Source organism: Candidatus Thiodiazotropha sp. AKIB8 (assembly GCF_058244675.1).
In genome coordinates this window covers 74,883-93,186 of record NZ_JBSYOO010000028.1, presented here as the reverse complement: position 1 = coordinate 93,186, position 18,304 = coordinate 74,883, and the positions used below count along the sequence as shown (strand labels likewise).

Annotated in this window: 13 protein-coding genes; 8 read left to right on the top strand and 5 right to left on the bottom strand. The window is 41.1% G+C overall.

Annotation, left to right across the window (positions count from 1 at the left end; translation table 11 throughout):
* Positions 1-850 precede the first annotated feature (850 nt).
* From AC4IFB_RS06020 to AC4IFB_RS06000, 5 genes are all read right to left on the bottom strand, one after another.
* Positions 851-1,711 carry an ATP-grasp fold amidoligase family protein gene (locus AC4IFB_RS06020; RefSeq protein ID WP_490779670.1) on the bottom strand — a complete coding sequence of 287 codons (861 nt, stop codon included), beginning with the start codon at positions 1,709-1,711 and terminating at the stop codon, positions 851-853.
* A gap of 13 nt (positions 1,712-1,724) precedes the next feature.
* Positions 1,725-2,276, bottom strand: coding sequence for a CatB-related O-acetyltransferase (locus tag AC4IFB_RS06015; RefSeq protein WP_490779669.1), 552 nt, complete (start codon positions 2,274-2,276; stop codon positions 1,725-1,727).
* 5 nt (positions 2,277-2,281) lie between these two features.
* Positions 2,282-3,196, bottom strand: coding sequence for a glycosyltransferase family protein (locus tag AC4IFB_RS06010; protein WP_490779668.1), 915 nt, complete (start codon positions 3,194-3,196; stop codon positions 2,282-2,284).
* 272 nt (positions 3,197-3,468) lie between these two features.
* Positions 3,469-4,656 (bottom strand): O-antigen ligase family protein, encoded by a 1,188-nt coding sequence (locus tag AC4IFB_RS06005; protein ID WP_490779667.1) that lies wholly within the window; start codon positions 4,654-4,656, stop codon positions 3,469-3,471.
* A gap of 2 nt (positions 4,657-4,658) precedes the next feature.
* On the bottom strand, positions 4,659-5,621 hold the full coding sequence (locus tag AC4IFB_RS06000) for a LamG domain-containing protein (RefSeq protein ID WP_490779666.1): 963 nt from the start codon (positions 5,619-5,621) through the stop codon (positions 4,659-4,661).
* Between the two features lie 904 nt (positions 5,622-6,525).
* Here AC4IFB_RS06000 and AC4IFB_RS05995 point away from each other — a divergent pair.
* The 8 genes from AC4IFB_RS05995 (at position 6,526) to rfbC (ending at position 18,297) form a co-directional block, all read left to right on the top strand.
* Positions 6,526-7,758 carry a WcaI family glycosyltransferase gene (locus tag AC4IFB_RS05995; protein WP_490779665.1) on the top strand — a complete coding sequence of 411 codons (1,233 nt, stop codon included), beginning with the start codon at positions 6,526-6,528 and terminating at the stop codon, positions 7,756-7,758.
* Between the two features lie 1,154 nt (positions 7,759-8,912).
* Complete coding sequence (gmd, locus tag AC4IFB_RS05990; protein ID WP_490779664.1) at positions 8,913-10,022, top strand: GDP-mannose 4,6-dehydratase; 1,110 nt, start codon at positions 8,913-8,915, stop codon at positions 10,020-10,022.
* Between the two features lie 15 nt (positions 10,023-10,037).
* Positions 10,038-10,979: a GDP-L-fucose synthase gene (gene fcl / locus AC4IFB_RS05985; RefSeq protein WP_490779663.1), complete on the top strand. Its 942-nt coding sequence runs from the start codon at positions 10,038-10,040 to the stop codon at positions 10,977-10,979.
* Between the two features lie 209 nt (positions 10,980-11,188).
* Positions 11,189-12,724, top strand: coding sequence for a VPLPA-CTERM-specific exosortase XrtD (gene xrtD, locus AC4IFB_RS05980; RefSeq protein WP_490779662.1), 1,536 nt, complete (start codon positions 11,189-11,191; stop codon positions 12,722-12,724).
* 175 nt (positions 12,725-12,899) lie between these two features.
* The gene (locus AC4IFB_RS05975) at positions 12,900-15,317 is read left to right on the top strand and encodes a tetratricopeptide repeat protein (RefSeq protein ID WP_490779661.1); all 2,418 of its coding nucleotides are present in this window, start codon (positions 12,900-12,902) and stop codon (positions 15,315-15,317) included.
* Between the two features lie 456 nt (positions 15,318-15,773).
* Positions 15,774-16,835, top strand: coding sequence for a dTDP-glucose 4,6-dehydratase (gene rfbB / locus AC4IFB_RS05970; protein WP_490779660.1), 1,062 nt, complete (start codon positions 15,774-15,776; stop codon positions 16,833-16,835).
* Positions 16,835-17,722 carry a glucose-1-phosphate thymidylyltransferase RfbA gene (rfbA, locus tag AC4IFB_RS05965; protein WP_490779659.1) on the top strand — a complete coding sequence of 296 codons (888 nt, stop codon included), beginning with the start codon at positions 16,835-16,837 and terminating at the stop codon, positions 17,720-17,722. Before rfbB ends, rfbA begins: the two co-directional genes overlap by 1 nt.
* Positions 17,723-17,724: 2 nt before the next feature.
* Positions 17,725-18,297, top strand: coding sequence for a dTDP-4-dehydrorhamnose 3,5-epimerase (gene rfbC / locus AC4IFB_RS05960; RefSeq protein WP_490779658.1), 573 nt, complete (start codon positions 17,725-17,727; stop codon positions 18,295-18,297).
* Positions 18,298-18,304: the final 7 nt, after the last annotated feature.

Below are 18,304 nucleotides of genomic sequence, written 5' to 3'. Positions count from 1 at the left end.
CACCTCAAATAGCGAAGATTGAAAGGTGTCAAATGATCATCTCCGATGCCTACCTGGGCCTGGTAGATTCAGTAGCTGATTATTATCCCGAGGCTGACTGGCAACGTTGAACGGGTCATTTCTACCACTAATATTTCAGCTATTTGCAAAACACCAATGTCAATTTAATGAACAAAGTGTTCAATGACATTCATGCTCAGGAGCCTTGAAGCAGCATAACAAAAAGCTGATAGAGTGATCGACCTACTCCAAGAGATGAAACTAACAAGGCTGTAGATATTGCTAATCCTCGTAGTTTTGAAACACTTACCTACTGTCTCTACTTCGATACTAATTGGCAATTCTTACGCACAAACAATTCGTTAAAACAGATCATGCTTGTATTTAGATGCTGAAATTGGGTGGTTGGTGCAGTCCGTTTTGATTCAATGTACTGCTTGACTTAGGCTTATCACACGGATAAATGGGGTAACCAGATGATAGGTCTCTTTTGAAGCATTATACTTCATTACCCAAATTAATAGAAAAATTAATGAAGTCCGTGAGCAGAAAACCCGCTTATTTAGAAGATGGTGTGTAACCGGTATGTAAGATAAGCCGTTGGTCGCCGTTGAAGAAAACGGAAAACCTGAGTGACGTCAGAAAGCAAGCTGGAATATAAACTGTAGTGCGATTAAAAGTATCAACAACGATTTTCTCAAGGAGAACTTTTAGCACTCATGAGCTATGTCTCACTCAGGAAATAGTATTATTGTTAACGTTTGGCATATAACTTATCCCTGTAAAGACACAGGAAATATACTGATAAGAATTTAAAACTGAAATTGTATAACTGCTATTACGATAAATATTATTGCTTAATAATCCAAGGTTCACCAAAAATTAGATCCCATTTATCAGGATAAAAATTTACTAGACCACTAGCAGGGTAAAATGTCGTTTCTCCAAAAAAAACACCTTCATGTGTATCATAAAAATCGACACGAACAAAATCAAATAGTGTGCCTATTTTTTCCGCTAATTGAACCATATGATTAAAGTGTTCAGGTTTTGGTGGAGCACATTTAATCCTTGGATAGCCTTTTGTCACAGGCAGAAAGTTCCACTGTTTATCGAAAAAACCCATTGCATGTTGTTTAAATCTTCCAGTGTCATATTGAATAAAATGTACCCGACCACTATAAACGAAAAATTTATAATCATCTGGACTATCACCGTTGGGCTTAAGTAACATTTTTTCTACAAATATCTTTGGTTGAATATTTTTATATGCCCATTCACGACGCTGCAAACCATATGTACTTTTATTAAAAGCATTCATTATTTTACAGACAGCTTTTTTATTAACATCATTCGTGCGTACAAATATTATATCCGCACAACCATGATTAGTTTTGATAACATAAGGAGGTTTTAGGGTATCAAAAGGTATATCTGCCGCATCATCACCTGACCAGAGAGTTGAGATAATATAGAGATCACTAGTTATTTCTGCAATTTTTTGCTTTACAGATAATTTATCGGTAAACGTTATAAAATTAAGATCATGTTGATAGAGTTTACGCCAATTAACTTTCTCATTAAAAGTTTTTGGATATTTAAAATTGGCAATGCGTTTAAATTTTTGTAAGTAAAGAATATGTAGCGCAAGTTTATCTGGCAATGTTCGAAGTGCTTCAAGTCCTAAAGCATTTAATCTATCCGTGATCAATGTCTATTTCCTTTTATGTGGAAGTTATATTTAAAATACTTTCATGTTCTATAATTTCTTTTTTTGTAAAGCGCCACCCAATTAATCTTGCAGGGTTTCCTCCAACTATTTGATATGGTTCAACATCTTTTGTTACGACAGCGCCGGCTGCAATTATAGAGCCTCTACCAATTGTTATGCCGCTAAGTATGATGGCCGCGTGGCCTATCCAGACATCATCTTCGACAATTATAGTGTGCTTATTATTTCTAGAGCTATGTTCAGATTCATATATCCAAGGTGAAGAAGCGATACGGACACCAACTACTTTATGATCATGATCGTATCGTCCAATAATTCCAACATAACTTGATATCAAAACACCATTTCCTATTGTGCCATTACAGGCAATTGTAGTGTAAGCGCCAATTTCGACATTTTGTCCAATAGATAATTTTTCTGGTGCTCTAATTGTTGTTCCAATTCCCACCGTCAAGTCCGGATTGCACATTACATTCCTACGAACGGCAAGTTTTAGGTTTATCCATCGATATGCTCGGTGTACAAAAGTTCTAGTTTGATTCATTGTAGCTATCCTTTAATTTTCCGTTTTATAGATCCTAGAACTGCAATAAGCTTTTGTACACGAGCATCCCAAGATGCTTTAATTTTATCAATTGCCCAATGATCAACGGAGAAATTATCAGGAAATTTGACTAACTTATTACTTGGGAGAGAAGGATTTACAAGTAGCGAATATGGATTAAGGTTAGAAGCGTGTGTTCCGCCGCTTTGTAAGCCTATATTGCTAATATAGCTAGCTGGTGGGAAAAGAGAAACGCCATGTTCGGAGAATACCTTATAGTTCCATCGGATAAACCAACTGTTAATTTTTCCAGACAATGCAAGTTCTAACATATCACTGAAGGCTTGTATTCCATGGACATCAAAGCTTTTCCTAAAAACCGTTGACTCAAGATCTTGTTTGCGTACAGGTGCGTTTAAATCAAACTGTTTCCAAGCTCGGTCCCAAGTGGCCCAACCCCAACAATGTGTGAAAGGAAGAATAAGTGCTCGGTCTAAATTTCGCAGAGCCGGTGTATCATATTGATAACCGACAATACTCCAAACCCGCTCATTGTCGTTGTAGCGTTTTAGCCCTTCATTAAAGTATTCAAGAGCAACTGGAGAGAGTACTAAGTCGTCCTCTAATACGATTGCTCGACCATACTTAGCACAAACGTCAGATACTCCAGTAAAGATCGATTGTTTAAGGCCTAAGTTTTGATCACGAATATTAATCTGGACTATATTAGGCCAATTTAAAGATTCAACAAATTTCTGTACTTTGTCAATTTTAACCTGATCTGCACTGTTTTTAGGCCCGTCAATAAAAAATATAATCGGACTGTCGGAAAAACCATTACACTCCTCTAGTGCTTTAAGCGTCTTTTTTAGATTATCAGCTCGATTATAAGCAAATATTGCTAATGGTGCGTTATCCATTATTCAGAACCCCTTCAGTACATCGCGAGCTTAACATATCAGTATAACGTTTAGATTGATTGTTGAAAATACATGATTGGATGTTTTTTATGCCAAGGTATTAGCCATAGCACCTACTTTTCAAATCTTCTATCTGGTTTTGTTGCTCTTATGCAAGCTACGTTTAGTGCTCTGATGTGTCTCTTGACCTTGCTTGAAAAAAATTATAAATACTATCATGTTGCTCTATGGGCTCTACTCAGTTAATCGCACTTTAAAATAAGGTTAAGTTATTATAATTTATTGTTCGTTGTATAATTATTCATAACTAAAATTATAAATATAAAACCAGTCATATTGATATTAAATGATCTTGGGAACGTCATTAGTGCTGCAATATAGCTTATAAGTAAACCAAAGTAAGTCCAATTCCTTTTTTTAACTATGCTAAAAAAACTCCTTCCTATTATAATAAGCGCCCCAATTAGTCCAAGCAATCCGGTTTCTGCCATTATTAATAAAAAGCCATTATGAACGAAATCATACTCTCCAATACCATTACCTAAAACCGGTGATTTAAGGAATCCCTCCCAAGCGAGGAGATATCCTTCAGTTCTTCCTGTCAATCCAGTTCCAACACCTCTACGTGAATCATTAAGTAACAATACTTGGTTAAATATATAATCTATTAACCGCTCAAGAATTCCTCTCTCTAGGATTATTTCAGAAGCAGTTACACCAACAAGAAGTACTAATAGAGTAATAAATAAATAGAATAATTTTCTAGATTGTATTGGCAGGAATAGTCCACTGCTAAATAGTAATACTGGCATAAGGGCAACAATGGAACCCCTTGATTGAAGTTGCACCATAAAAATAAAAGCAGCTGTAATTGCAGCTATTCGAAGTTTCATCGATTTTAGAGCCATTGCACCCCATACGGAACCAAGGGTCATCATGCCCCACCAGTTTGGTTGTATATCAAACGGATGCCATCTACCCCAGATATAAGCTTCTCGTTGTGAAATAGAAACATATAGAAATAGAGGTAATGAAAATAAAAAAACATATTTCAAGATGTACTTTAATAAGTCATGTTTACTACAACTAGAAAATATAGCAGCTATGTAAAAACCAAAATATAAGTTAATAATAACAATAATATCGAATATATTAGTGATACCAGAATTTAAGTGATTTATAAAAAATGATAACAATACAGGTATCAAATAGAAAAGTGCGTACATATAATGCCTATGCGCACGTCGTATATCTGCAAGGCCGTACCGAATTTGTAGTAGTGCTGGAAATATTAAAGCGATAAATGCAAGTTCCTGAAGAATTCGAGAATGTAGGAAAAAGTTTATGAAGAATCCGCAAACCAAACATATAGCAATAAGTTTAGCAATTCTAATAATTGATTTTTCAGAAACAATAAGTTTGTTTGAGGGTATATTTTTATCAGATAACTGAAGTGTCATATTTATTGTATCCAGTTATTCTCATTAGATTTTTGCCAAACTCGGGCAGAACGAATATCCATAGACAGATTTTTACCTGTTCCAAAAATTAAAACTATATGCTGTTTATCGAGTATTCCAAAAGTCCATGATGACTTACTCATTGATGTTGTCTGCCCATTGTATAGGGACCATACTGTCTTAGAGCCAATTGGTTTGTTGTCAAAATAAAATTGTCCCCATCCTTGAGTGTCGCTTGTGGCTGGAACCCATAGAAATCCGTATTTATGAAATTTACCTAAATCTATTTTATCAGGTACTTTTTTTTTAACGTTTAGGTATGGAATACTATGACCACAAAACTGTTTTGGACTGCATGTTTTTTTCCAAACACCAAACCAGTCATGAATGTTGGCACCATAAATTTGTTTATTGAGAGGATCTTTAATTAGGTACTCCATGATGTCAACCTCTATGAAATGGACAAAGCCGTCGTCTTGTCCAGTCCATTGTTCTTCCGGAAGGTTTGCCATGTGTTCTATAGCCATTGCCCAAAATGATGGCCAACCACCACTGGTTGAAACAATAACTTCATCAGGATCAAATCTTATATCTGCCTCAAAATAACCTCCACCACCAAAAGCCTGTCCAACCCATTTCTGTGCCTCCTTGACGCGTGTCGCAGTTGCAATTGAAAAATTATTACTTTCACTTGATGTTATTGTTAAATATTTGTTATGGAATGAAAAATTATATCGAGGAGTGGCATTCCATCCAAAAAATTTACCTACGTACCAAGCATAACCAGAGTTTCTAGTATCTTCTATATCTATATCGTTAATTAAAAAGTTACTACTAAATGTATTTTCTAAATATCCCTGTTCTTTCGCTTGTTCTGGAATAGGAACAGCAGCGAGTAAAACTGAGGTAGTACTATTAAAAATAAAAAACAAATAGAAAAAACATGCTAATTTATGTTTGTACATCAGATCTCTAAACATATATTGTCGAAATAGCCATAAACAAATCTAGGGTAATTACCTGAAGAGGTAATTTACTATGAGTATAAGACAATGTAATTTCTGTGGCATAAAATATCCGGGATCCATGCGATTTAATGACGGGTAGTTTTACCTGCTTATTAATATCTTAAAAATTTCACTGGTAAGCTGACCTTTGGCTGTAAACCAATTCAATGTAATAGATAATTTTATTAGTAAGCTTACTTATCGATACCTATCGTTTCAATAGTAGATATATCTCGATGTAACTTGCACAAGGTTTCGACCACTCAATTGAATTGAATACGTGATCTCGGCTGGTTCTTATAGCTTCTGTAACTTTCTTAAGTATGACCTCTCAGTCAAGCCAGCAAGAGACCAGGATAAGCATCAGTCAAATCTATACACTCTTAGGTATTGTAATTGATCAGCAACTTCACACCAGTACGGATAATGAACCCGTCTAATCAGATAATAGTGTAATACCTTGAAATACATTGTGTATTTGTAGCAAAAGATCATAGCCAGATCGCTTGTGTTCATTACCTGAGTAAAAAGCTTTTCAGTTTGCTCACACCCTTATCTTAACTTTAACTACAGGTACTTGATCTGAATCAATCAACCGTACCTTAGTATAAATAAAACACTCGAATATCTGTAAATTATAGATGGTAGTATCTTTAGGTCTTACTTTAATCTATCCAGAAGCCCCTCAATGTGTGCTAACTCAATTTATCCTTACATCAAACTAATAAAAGTGCTATTTTCTATCCGAAATTACGTCTGAAGACCCTAATATATAGAAATAATCAAGATATCCAAGACAAATTTGAATACAAATATTAAGTATTCTATTTAATGACAGTAGAATAGCTTTACGGTAGGCTTTATGAAGATACTATTATTTTCACTCAATCACTTTCCAGAACAAACCGGAATTGGAAAATATCAGGGAGAAACTGCGGCATGGTTCACAGAAAGGGGACATCATGTAAGTGTTGTAACTGCCCCACCTTACTATCCAGAGTGGACTGTATCCAAGGGCTATTCAGCGTGGAGGTACCGTAAAGAATTAGTTGATAATGCTGAAGTATATCGTGTTCCATTGTACATACCTGCGAAGCCTACAGGGCTAAAACGAATTGTACATCTTTTATCATTTACATTATTTTCTGCACCTATAATGTTCTGGCTTGCAATAAAACAAAAACCAGATGTCATTCTGTTGACGGCACCTCCATTAATGTCAACACCTATTGCATTAATAGCAGGTTGGTTAGCAAAGGCAAAGGTCGGTGTTCATGTCCAGGATTTTGAGGTAGATGCAGCTTTTCAGCTTGGGCTCTTGAGTAAGCCATGGATATACAGATACGCGCTAAAGATAGAGAGACTTGCGTTACATGCTTTCTCAATAATATCAACTATTTCGCCAAATATGCGCAATAAACTCATTGAAAAAGACGTACCAGAAAAACAAATACTTTTAATACCAAACTGGGCTAATACTGATATGTTTGATCCCACTAAGGGGGCTGGGAAATGGGAAAGAGTGTTCAAGCAGCATCCAGAGCAGATTTTAGCCCTCTATTCTGGTAATTTAGGAAAGAAACAGGGTTTAGAAACTCTCATTGAGGCAGCGAAATATTTAAAAAATGAAAATAATATACATTTTGCTATTTGTGGTGATGGTGCAGGTCGCGAAGATATGGTCAAAAGTGCACATGGCTTAAAGAATATTACATTTTTACCACTACAACAAATGGATGATTTTGTACATTTAATGATTGCAGCGGATATCCATCTTTTACCACAGAAAGCAGGAGCTGCAGACCTTGTTATGCCATCTAAACTTGGAAATATTCTTGCTAGTGGTCGCCCTGTCGTAGCAGGTGCTACTGAAGGAACACAAGTATTTGAAGCAGTGAAAGGCTGTGGATTCGCTGTTTCTCCGGAGCATGGCAAGGAATTTGCGCAAGCAATCATTCGCCTTGCAAAAGATAGTAATTTACGTACTACTATGGGCGACAAAGCAAAGGAACGTGCTGCTGCAGAATGGAGTAAAGAAGGCGTGCTTTCGAGTATGGAAGAAACTCTATTGACAGTAATCAGTGCTAGTCCATGAAGCTAATATGAAATGGCTAAAAAGCAACTTGTCTAATAAATAGAAATCGCTTTAAGTATTAGCGGCGTACAGGTTAACTTCGAATACTAATATCTTTTTTGTATCTTAAAATATTTAAAGAAACAAGTATTTTATTATTGAAAACCGCCATTTAGATGAGCAGATTATTACCTAAGGCATTCCTCGTTTCCAGTTTTTTTGACAAGTCGTTCACACTAAAGAAAATACACCTGACTTGTGGGATGAATGAATTATTATGGGATGCTTACTCCCTTCTTAGACGATTATGGATAAAACCAAAACTGAATATCATTGCGTTCGATATATGACGCTATAATTATGCATTAGTCAAAAATAACTAATTAAAACAATCGTATATATCATATTTGTGTTGTGTCAGGATTATTTAAAAAAACGTGAATATATTAATGAGCATCAGTGGCTAAAGAAAGCCGCACAACTAACAAGTGACTAAAGCATTCTTTGATGGTGTCGAAGCCGGCTAATGTTCTGTTTCGATAGCTACATCGATATCAAAGATACTGTGACAAATATTCAGTATTTATTTCTGACTGACAATTACAATCTGACATCATCCGGTTTCATCGCGGAAGCTTACAAAACGCGTTGATATATTTAGCAAGATTTCAAAGGATATGGTTGAGTCTGATATAATATTACCTTAAAACACAGATAATGTGGGTATGACTTTGATTTGGCTTCCATCTCTGTCTATTTAGTGCAGTTAGTACCTTTACACTCAATACAAGAATATGCCCAATTCAGCATATTTATTTGATGATGCATGTTCTCATGAAATCTCGATAGTATGGATATAGACTCAATTCACTACCCTTCGGCAGGCTATGACAGGCTTAAATACTTATGAAACCCAATAATTACAGCTTGTGAAGTACCATATTATTGATGATTTGTAAGATTGATGACACCAGTTGGGATAACTTATATGCATAGATGGTGATGTAATTAATATTCTGGGGCTAATAATCAGTGTACGAATTATCTGTTTGTATATATTATGTGCTGATTGATGACTAATGCAGGATTCTTATGATTGAGTTTTGTAGAAGTCAATGCTTTTGATACTTTCTAAATAAGTGGAATTTGAAACTAAGAATGGATTTGCAGAAAAGATGAAAAAGGCGTTTATTACCGGTATTACAGGCCAAGATGGTGCATATTTAGCAGAGTTTCTCCTAAAGAAGGGGTATGAAGTTCATGGGTTGAAACGACGTGCATCATCGTTCAACACAGATAGAATTGATCATCTATATCAAGACCCTCATGCGGATAAACGTGATTTTATTTTACACTATGGGGATTTAACTGATTCGACGAATCTAATTCGGGTTATTCAGGAAATTCAACCAGATGAGATCTACAATCTAGCGGCGCAAAGCCATGTGGCGGTCTCATTTGAAACTCCCGAATATACAGCGAATGCAGATGCTATTGGTACTTTACGTTTGCTGGAAGCGATCAGGATACTCGGGTTGGAGAAAAAGACACGTTTTTATCAGGCTTCGACTTCAGAATTGTTTGGCGATGTTCGTGAGACACCACAGAAAGAGACGACACCTTTCTACCCTCGTTCTCCCTATGCCTGCGCAAAGCTCTACTCATACTGGATTACCGTGAACTACCGTGAGGCCTATGGGATGTATGCTTGTAACGGTATTTTATTCAATCACGAGTCACCAGTAAGGGGTGAAACATTCGTCACACGTAAGATTACACGGGCAATGGCACGTATTAGTCTTGGGTTGCAGGATTGTCTCTATCTGGGAAATATGAATGCGCTCCGAGACTGGGGTCATGCACATGACTATGTGAAGATGCAGTGGTTGATGCTACAGCAGGATAAACCAGATGATTTCGCAATCGGTACGGGTGAGCAACATTCAGTGCGTGAATTTGTGGATGCAGCAGCTAAGGAGTTAGGTATCTCGTTGCGTTGGGAAGGTGAAGGGCTTGATGAGCAAGGAATCGTTGAATCCAATTCAAATGGTACTGGACCACAACCTGGTACTGTTGTTGTGCGGGTTGATCCACGTTATTTTCGTCCGACAGAGGTGGAAACCCTACTCAGTGACCCGAGTAAAGCCAAGAATGAGCTAGGATGGGTGCCAGAGATACCGTTCAGTGAACTGGTTGCTGAAATGGCAAGAGAGGACCTATCTCTTGCTGAGAAGGATGTGGTGATCGAAAAAGCCGGTTTCCGTTCTTATCGCTATTTCGAGTGATAGGGGGGGCAGGGTATGGAACTGGATGCAAAGATCTATATTGCCGGACACAGCGGACTTGTTGGGGCGGCAATCGTAGAACGGTTGAAGAAAAGCAGATGGAATAATCTTCTGTTGCGTACGCACGCCCAGCTAGACTTAACAAATCGCGAAGAGGTCATGGATTTCTTTAACAGTGAAAAACCAGATTATGTTTTTCTTGCCGCAGCCCGAGTAGGCGGTATACATGCGAATAATACTTACCCGGTGGATTTTATTGTTGATAATCTTGCGATAGAGCTGAATGTCATATCGGCTGCTTATGCCAGTGAGGTGAAACGGCTGATGTTTCTTGGTAGTTCCTGTATCTATCCCAAGCTCTGCCCGCAACCCATGAAGGAGGATTACCTGCTGACAGGGTCGTTGGAACCGACTAACGAGCCCTATGCGATCGCCAAAATTGCTGGCATCAAGATGTGTGAAGCCTACAATCGTCAGTATGGGACAGAGTATGTCTCCGTCATGCCGACCAATCTCTATGGACCCAACGATAATTTCGATCTGCAGAACTCCCATGTACTGCCTGCCCTGATTCGTAAGTTTCACGAGGCAAAGATACGGGGTGATGACAAGGTTGTTGTCTGGGGGACAGGGACGCCTCGTCGGGAGTTTCTCTATGTGGATGATATGGCGGATGCCTGTGTCTATTTAATGAACAAGAACGGGTTTACCGATATGGTAAATATCGGCGTTGGGAATGATATTGCCATTGGCGAACTTGCTCAGCTTGTCGGTGAGGTGACTGGCTATCAGGGTAGTCTTGAGTTTGATACAAGCAAGCCAGACGGAACTCCGCAAAAATTGTTGGATGTATGTCGTTTATCATCCCTTGACTGGCAGGCTCAAACCTCTTTAAAAGATGGTATCAAGCTGACTTATCAATGGTTTTTGGCAAATCAGGAGAGCTTGAGGGGGTGATCCACTGATTATGTGCATTGGACTTGAGTGGTGCGGGGTAGGTCATGCTACCACTTTAGCCTGTGACTGAATGTATGGCTAAATAGTGTTTTTTTTAACGTTAGTGCTTGTAGATATACAATTGCTTTTGCCGAATCTTTATATTAAATGGATAGATAACTAAGGACATTGTGATTACAACTACTCCAACTGGATGGCGCATTTCTCCAATGGTATGGGGATTGTTTGGTGTTTCCGCTATTCTCTTAATCTATGGATTCTGGGATGGTGTTGTCGATATGCTTGGCCGCTGGGGCAATAAGGAGGAGTATGGCTATGCCTATTTCTTACCTTTTATTTCAGCTTATCTGATCTGGCAGCGGCGAGGCAGGCTAATCGAGTCGGAATTTCACCCATCCTGGCTGGGTGTGGTGATTCTGCTTGTGGCAGGTCTCCTTTTTTTTGTGGGGGAGATTTCTACCACCTATACCCTGGTTCAGTATGCCTCGATTCTCACCATCATGGGGCTAGCTTATGCGATTTTGGGATGGCCAGCATTTAAAATAGTACTCGGCCCCATTTTCTTGCTTTTCTTTATCGTTCCCCTTCCGCCTTTCATCTACAACAATCTTTCAGGAAAGCTGCAACTGATATCTTCTGAATTGGGTGTCGAAGTGATTCGCTGGTTCGGCATCAGTGTTTTTCTTGAAGGAAATGTGATTGACCTGGGTAGCTATAAGCTTCAGGTCGTCGAGGCCTGTAGTGGGCTGCGTTATCTATTCCCATTGGTTAGCCTTGCTTTTCTGGCCGCCTATCTGTATCGGGTTGAGTTCTGGAAGAGGGCGATTGTTTTTCTTTCAAGTATTCCTATCACCGTGCTGATGAATAGTTTCCGTATCGGGGTAATCGGTGTGCTGGTGGATAACTGGGGACAGGAGCAGGCCGATGGCTTCTTGCACTATTTCGAGGGCTGGATTGTGTTTATGTCATGCCTCTTGATCCTGTTACTGGAGATGACTGTTTTGGCGAAAATAGGGAGATCCAAGCGACAACTCAGTGATGTCTTTGGATTGGAAATGCCGAAACCATTACCTGAGGGCATGACTTTTCGTGTTAGGTCAGTTACTCCTGTCCACTATGCCATTCTGGCATCGGTATCCTTAATAGCGGTCAGCTCTCTCTATGTGAAAAATCAGGAGGAACTTCTTCCTGATCGACATGACTTTAGCGCTTTTCCCATGCAGATAGGTGACTGGCGGGGTGATGAGGAAATGTTAGAGGATATCTATCTTAAATCCCTGAAGTTGGATGACTATATTATCGGTGACTATACCAATTCAGTTGGCTCAATGGTTAATTTCTACATCGCCTACTATGCCTCTCAACAAGCTGGTTCGGCTGCACATAGTCCCCGTTCCTGTATCCCTGGGGGGGGCTGGGAGATAGATAAGGTTACCGAAATCGCTCTACCTGGTCTGCAGGTCAATGGGAACCCACTGAAAGTCAATCGGCTCGTTATCATGCGGGGTGATACCAAAAAGTTGGTCTACTACTGGTTTCAGCAACGTGGTCGTGTGATTACCAATGAATGGCTGGTAAAATGGTATCTGTTTCTGGATGGTCTAACTGAGCATCGTACAGATGGTGCCCTTGTTAGGTTGACGGTATCTATCGGCGATGGTGAGGATTGGTCAGATGGCGATAAGCGTCTTGAGATGTTTGCAGGTCAGGTAGTTCCCTTGTTGGAAGACTATATCCCCAACTAATTGTGTTGCTTGAAGGAAATACATTTTCAGAATTATTTACACAACTATGAATCAGGTGTTGTGTTTTCCTGTGTGAAACATTTGTTAATAGAAATACAACAGTTTGATTGTAAAATGATAAATTAATGGCCCACCAAAAATGAGTGCAAGGTGGGCATTCTCGGATAAGTAGGTAATGTCAATGAAGACGACCCTGGATCTCTCTTTCTCTGTAAAAAAATCTCTTTTGATAGTTCTTGTTTGGTCAGTGCTCGCCATGGTTTCGGGTTGCTCCAGTAAGGAAGATCGAAAACAAGCCTATTTCGATCGTGGAATGGAACTCTACAATCAAGGCAACTACACCAAAGCCCGTCTCGAATTCAAAAATGTTCTGCAGATCGATCCCAAAGACGCCGATGCCTACTATATGTTCGGCTTGCTCGAAGAAAATGAGGAAAACTGGCGAAAGGCTTTTTCACTCTTCTTCCGGGCTGTGGAGCTGAATCCAAAACATCTGGATGCTCAGGTTCATCTTGGCACCATTTATGTCCTTGCAGGAGAGACTGAAAAGGCGTTAGAAGCAGCTGGTGCAGCTTTGACTATCATCCCGAATCACGCAGAAGCACTCGTGCTTCGTGGCTTTGCCATGGCAAAATCAGGTAAGAGTGATGCAGCAATAGAAGATGTGCTGAATGCGATATCGTCTGATCCGGGTAATGTTGAGGCCGCTTCACTACTGTCGGCACTCTATGCGGATCAAGGAGAGATGGATCGTGCAATCAAGATTGCCAAGGATTCGTTAGCCCAAAATAGTGATCGGGTTGCCTCATACCTGCTGTTGGCTAAGCTCTATGCCAAGGCGAATAGAGAGGAGGATGTTGTCAGCGTGTTGTCTGACTTGATCAAGTCTAATCCTGATAAGTTACAACATCGCTTGCATTTAGCCAGCTACTACAAAGAGAAGGGTAAAAGCGATTTGGCAGAGGCGGTCTTCAGGCAGGCTGTAACCGATCTTCCCGATAGTGTTGAAGCGAAAATCGGTCTGGTCGCCTTTTTGAAAAGTAACAATGATGAGGAGAAAGCAGAGGAACTACTGAGTGAGTATGCTGCTCAAAACCCTAAGATTCATGCTTTCAAACTTGAATTGGCACGAAACTATATCAGTTCTGACCGCAAGGCTGAGGCTATTGGTGTGCTGTCCGACGTTATTGATCAGGCCGGTGAGACTTCGGACGGACTGGTTGCCAAAACACTCAAAGCTAGTGTTCTGGTCAAAGAGGGTTCGATCGATCAGGCCAATCAACTGGTCGAAGAGGTGCTGGAGGCAGATCCAAAATATAAAGATGCGCTTTTGGTGCGTGCCGGTATTGCACTGGTTACAAATGATCCAGATAGGGGTATTGCTGATCTGCGAACCCTGCTGCGAGAAGATCCTGGTTACGTCAAGGCCCATCGTCTGAAAGCGAGATCTCACTTAAAGAAGGGGGAGATCGAGCTGGCTCGGCAGAGCCTTGAGGATGCCATCAAGATTCAGCCTCAGGAATCAGCGACTAATTTTGAGTTGGTTCAACTACTGATTCAGATGGGTGAACTTGATGATGCAGCAGTTGTATTGCAAAAGATGCGTCGGTTCGCACCCAAAGATATTACGGTGCTTCGAGGTCTTGGAATCGTCTATCTAAAACAAAAAAACTGGAATGAATTGTTGAATGTAGCAAAAATTCTTCAATCAGAACATAAAGATGAAGCTTTGGGTTACTACTATCAGGGGTTGGTCCTCCAGAGCAAGGGGCAACTGGAAAAGAGTGTGCCTCAATTAACGCACGCTTTGGAGCTTAAGCCTGGGGCAATCGATGTGCTTGTCGCACTGGCGAAAAGCTATATGGGGTTGGAACAGGCTGGTGAGGCGCTGAAACAGATTGAGAAGGCTGTTAAATCAGATCCGAACCACTTCCTTGCTTATAATTTGTTGGGCGAACTCCACCTCTCACAGAAGCGGCTTAAGGAAGCTGAACGTGCTTTCGAGCATAGTCTCAGCATCAAAAAAGAGTGGCCTGTTCCCTATCGTAACCTGGTTAAAATAAAGCTTATGGAAGGCAACCAATCTGATGCTGTAGCCATTTTGAAGAGAGGATTTGGGAATACAAATGACCCGGTTTTGGGTATCGAACTTGCTAATGCGCTGGATCAGCTCGGGCAGGTTGAAGAATCGATTCAAATCTACCAGCGCATTATTGCTAAGTATCCGGATCATGTTTTGGCAGCTAATAATCTGGCTATGATACTCCTTAGAGGGGAGCCTGATCAGGCTAAACTGGATCAGGCACTGAGACTTGTAGATAGTTTTGCCACATCCGAGAATCCGATTGTGCTTGATACGCTGGGGTGGACCTACCTTAAGCGTGGTGAAACAGATCAGGCCTTATCAGTTCTCAGGCGGGCCCATAGTAAAAGCTCAGAGATACCTGAGATCGATTACCATCTCGCCCTGGCTTATCATCAGATAGGGGATAATGGGGCTGCAAAAAATCATCTTGATGCGGCATTAGCATCTGGCAAATCTTTTGAAGGCATGAGTGAGGCTGAATCACTAAAAGCTAAATTGTCACAGTGAGGGTGAAGGTCATTACATTGCCTGCCGAGATTTATAATAAATGCTCTACTAGCAATGATAAATTCAGCATGATCTTGCCAGGATGGTGGGCTGCTCTTACCCTGCAGTCGTTTAGTTGGCGCGAGTAGAGTGTTGCCTGCCGTACCTTGTTTTACCTTTAGGCAGACAGAATGGGCAAAAAAGTCTGCTCATCAAATGAATTTGAAATTGAGTATCCATTCACACGGGTTTTGTACATTCACTCAAGCATTGCCACATGCTGTAAGATTCGTGACTGTCGATACAGTCATAGCCCTCTTTTAATGGATTACCAGTTTTTACAATTAAACAAAGTAGAGCCCTGCAAATCCAAATCTAAATATCACGTAGTTGGCAGAGGCTCAACTCTGTATAATGCTGCATTGCGTTTTCGGTTGGCTGTGGCATAACATATTGATTTGGATGGCATTGTAAGTAATGAAAACAATTCTCGTGACCGGTGGTGCCGGTTTTATCGGTGGTAATTTTGTCCACTTTCTCCTCTCTTTGGCGAATCCGCCTCGTGTTGTGAACCTGGACGCCCTGACCTATGCCGGTAATCTGGATACTCTGCAATCGCTGCAAGATCATCCGAATCACCATTTTGTAGAGGGAAAAATTCAGGATCAGGAGCTGGTTTCGAGCCTTTTTGAGCGCTTTCGACCTGATGCTGTGGTCAATTTTGCTGCTGAGAGCCACGTTGACCGGTCAATCGATGGCCCTGCCGAGTTCATTGACACCAATATAGGTGGTACTTTCAACCTGTTGGAGTGTGCCAGATCTTACTGGCAGACCTTGTCTGCTGGTGAAGCTGACTCTTTCCGGTTTCTACATGTCTCCACCGATGAGGTCTATGGCTCATTGGGGGCGGAGGGGATGTTTACCGAGACTACGCCCTATGCCCCGAATTCACCCTACTCAGCATCCAAAGCGGCCTCTGACCATCTGGTACGTGCCTGGCATCACACCTATGGCATGCCGGTATTGACGACAAATTGTTCAAATAACTATGGTCCATATCAGTTTCCCGAAAAGCTTATTCCGCTCTTCATTCAGAAGGCGCTGGCTGGTGAGCCGCTCCCTATCTACGGCGATGGTAGTAATGTACGGGATTGGCTCTATGTTGAAGACCATTGCAGTGCTATCTGGCGGGTACTTGAATCGGGAAGGGCTGGAGAGGTCTATAACGTTGGGGGTAATAATGAGATGTCCAACCTGGAGGTGGTGGATACCCTCTGCGCCTTACTGGATGAATTGGCCCCTGACTCTGAATATATACCCCACAATCAGTTAAAGACTTTTGTAAATGATCGGCCAGGCCATGATCAGCGATATGCGATCGATGCAGGCAAACTTGAGCGTGAGCTGGGTTGGACGCCCAAGGAGACCTTTGAGACAGGATTGAGAAAAACTGTTCAATGGTATCTGGAAAATGTGACCTGGAGCCAAAGGGTTCTGGACGGTAGCTATCGTGGTGAACGGCTGGGGCAGGGCGAGTGATGGAAAAAACTGTAACCAAAGGTATTATTTTGGCTGGTGGCTCAGGCACTCGTCTCCACCCACTCACGCTCACGATTTCAAAGCAGTTACTCCCGGTTTATGACAAGCCGATGATCTACTACCCGCTTTCCACACTGATGTTGGCAGGAATTCGGGATATCCTGATTATTACTACTCCTCAAGATGCTCACCTTTTCGAGGGCTTGTTAGGTGATGGTAAACAGTGGGGCATCAATATCACATATGCGGTGCAGCCTGAACCAGGTGGATTGGCCCAGGCTTTTATTATCGGGCAGGAGTTTATAGCTGGGGATCCATGTTGTCTCATACTCGGTGATAATATCTACTACGGCCATGGTTTGGTTGAGTCGCTGAAACGGGCTGCCGTTTCTACGGATGGTGCTACAGTTTTCGGCTATTGGGTTAAGGATCCAGAACGCTATGGTGTTGTTGATTTTGATGATCAGGGACTGGTCAGCGGGATTGAAGAGAAACCAGAGAAACCGAAATCAAACTATGCAGTTACCGGCCTCTATTTTTACGATGAGCAGGTAACAGATCTGGCATTGTCCCTCAAGCCTTCACCACGAGGAGAGCTGGAGATCACAGATCTCAATAAATGTTACCTGGAAATGGGTAAATTGCAGCTGGAAAAGATGGGGCGTGGGATTGCATGGCTCGATACCGGTACTCATGAGAGCCTGATCCAGGCCAGTAATTTTATTGAAACAATAGAGTTACGCCAGGGATTAAAGATTGCCTGTCCAGAGGAGATTGCCTTCACTCAAGACTGGATCGGTGTAGAGGAGCTGAAATCGATGGCAGAGGCCCTGAGCAAAAACGGCTACGGACAATACCTGCTTAGCCTTTGCGAGCGGAGAATGTAGACATGGATGTGCAAGAGACAAAAATTCCGGGGGTGCTGATTCTTAAGCCCAAGGTTTTCGGTGACCAGCGTGGCTGGTTTATGGAAAGCTGGCAAAGTGATCGATATGCATCATTTGGTCTGCCACAGCGATTTGTACAGGATAATCAAGCCTATTCAGAGCGGGGGGTTTTACGTGGCCTGCATATTCAGAATCCTTTTGGTCAGGGAAAGCTAGTACAGGTTATTCGTGGTGAAGTTTTTGATGTGGCAGTCGATGTGCGTAGAGGCTCACCCTGGTTTGGGCAGTGGGTCGGTGTACATCTTTCAGAATCCAACCACCATCAGTTTTATGTGCCGGAAGGTTTTGCCCATGGCTATCTTGTGCTCAGTGAAGACGCCATATTTTCATATAAGTGCAGCGATTATTACCATCCAGAAACCCAATTTTCAGTGCTATGGAATGATCCTGAGATTGGGATCGAGTGGCCATCTGATCTAACCCCATTGTTGGCCGAAAAAGACCGGGATGCACCACTTCTCAGTGAAATAGAGACAGAGTTGTTCCCAATATACCAACCTGAAAGTTCCTCGTAAGGTAGTC

Coding starts and splice junctions, on each gene's coding strand:
- xrtD (WP_490779662.1), top strand. CDS start 11,189: ATGGTATGGGGATTGTTTGGTGTTTCCGCTATTCTCTTAATCTATGGA.
- fcl (WP_490779663.1), top strand. CDS start 10,038: ATGGAACTGGATGCAAAGATCTATATTGCCGGACACAGCGGACTTGTT.
- rfbA (WP_490779659.1), top strand. CDS start 16,835: ATGGAAAAAACTGTAACCAAAGGTATTATTTTGGCTGGTGGCTCAGGC.
- AC4IFB_RS05995 (WP_490779665.1), top strand. CDS start 6,526: ATGAAGATACTATTATTTTCACTCAATCACTTTCCAGAACAAACCGGA.
- AC4IFB_RS05975 (WP_490779661.1), top strand. CDS start 12,900: ATGTCAATGAAGACGACCCTGGATCTCTCTTTCTCTGTAAAAAAATCT.
- AC4IFB_RS06000 (WP_490779666.1), bottom strand. CDS start 5,621: ATGTACAAACATAAATTAGCATGTTTTTTCTATTTGTTTTTTATTTTT.
- AC4IFB_RS06005 (WP_490779667.1), bottom strand. CDS start 4,656: ATGACACTTCAGTTATCTGATAAAAATATACCCTCAAACAAACTTATT.
- rfbB (WP_490779660.1), top strand. CDS start 15,774: ATGAAAACAATTCTCGTGACCGGTGGTGCCGGTTTTATCGGTGGTAAT.
- rfbC (WP_490779658.1), top strand. CDS start 17,725: ATGGATGTGCAAGAGACAAAAATTCCGGGGGTGCTGATTCTTAAGCCC.
- AC4IFB_RS06015 (WP_490779669.1), bottom strand. CDS start 2,276: ATGAATCAAACTAGAACTTTTGTACACCGAGCATATCGATGGATAAAC.
- gmd (WP_490779664.1), top strand. CDS start 8,913: ATGAAAAAGGCGTTTATTACCGGTATTACAGGCCAAGATGGTGCATAT.
- AC4IFB_RS06010 (WP_490779668.1), bottom strand. CDS start 3,196: ATGGATAACGCACCATTAGCAATATTTGCTTATAATCGAGCTGATAAT.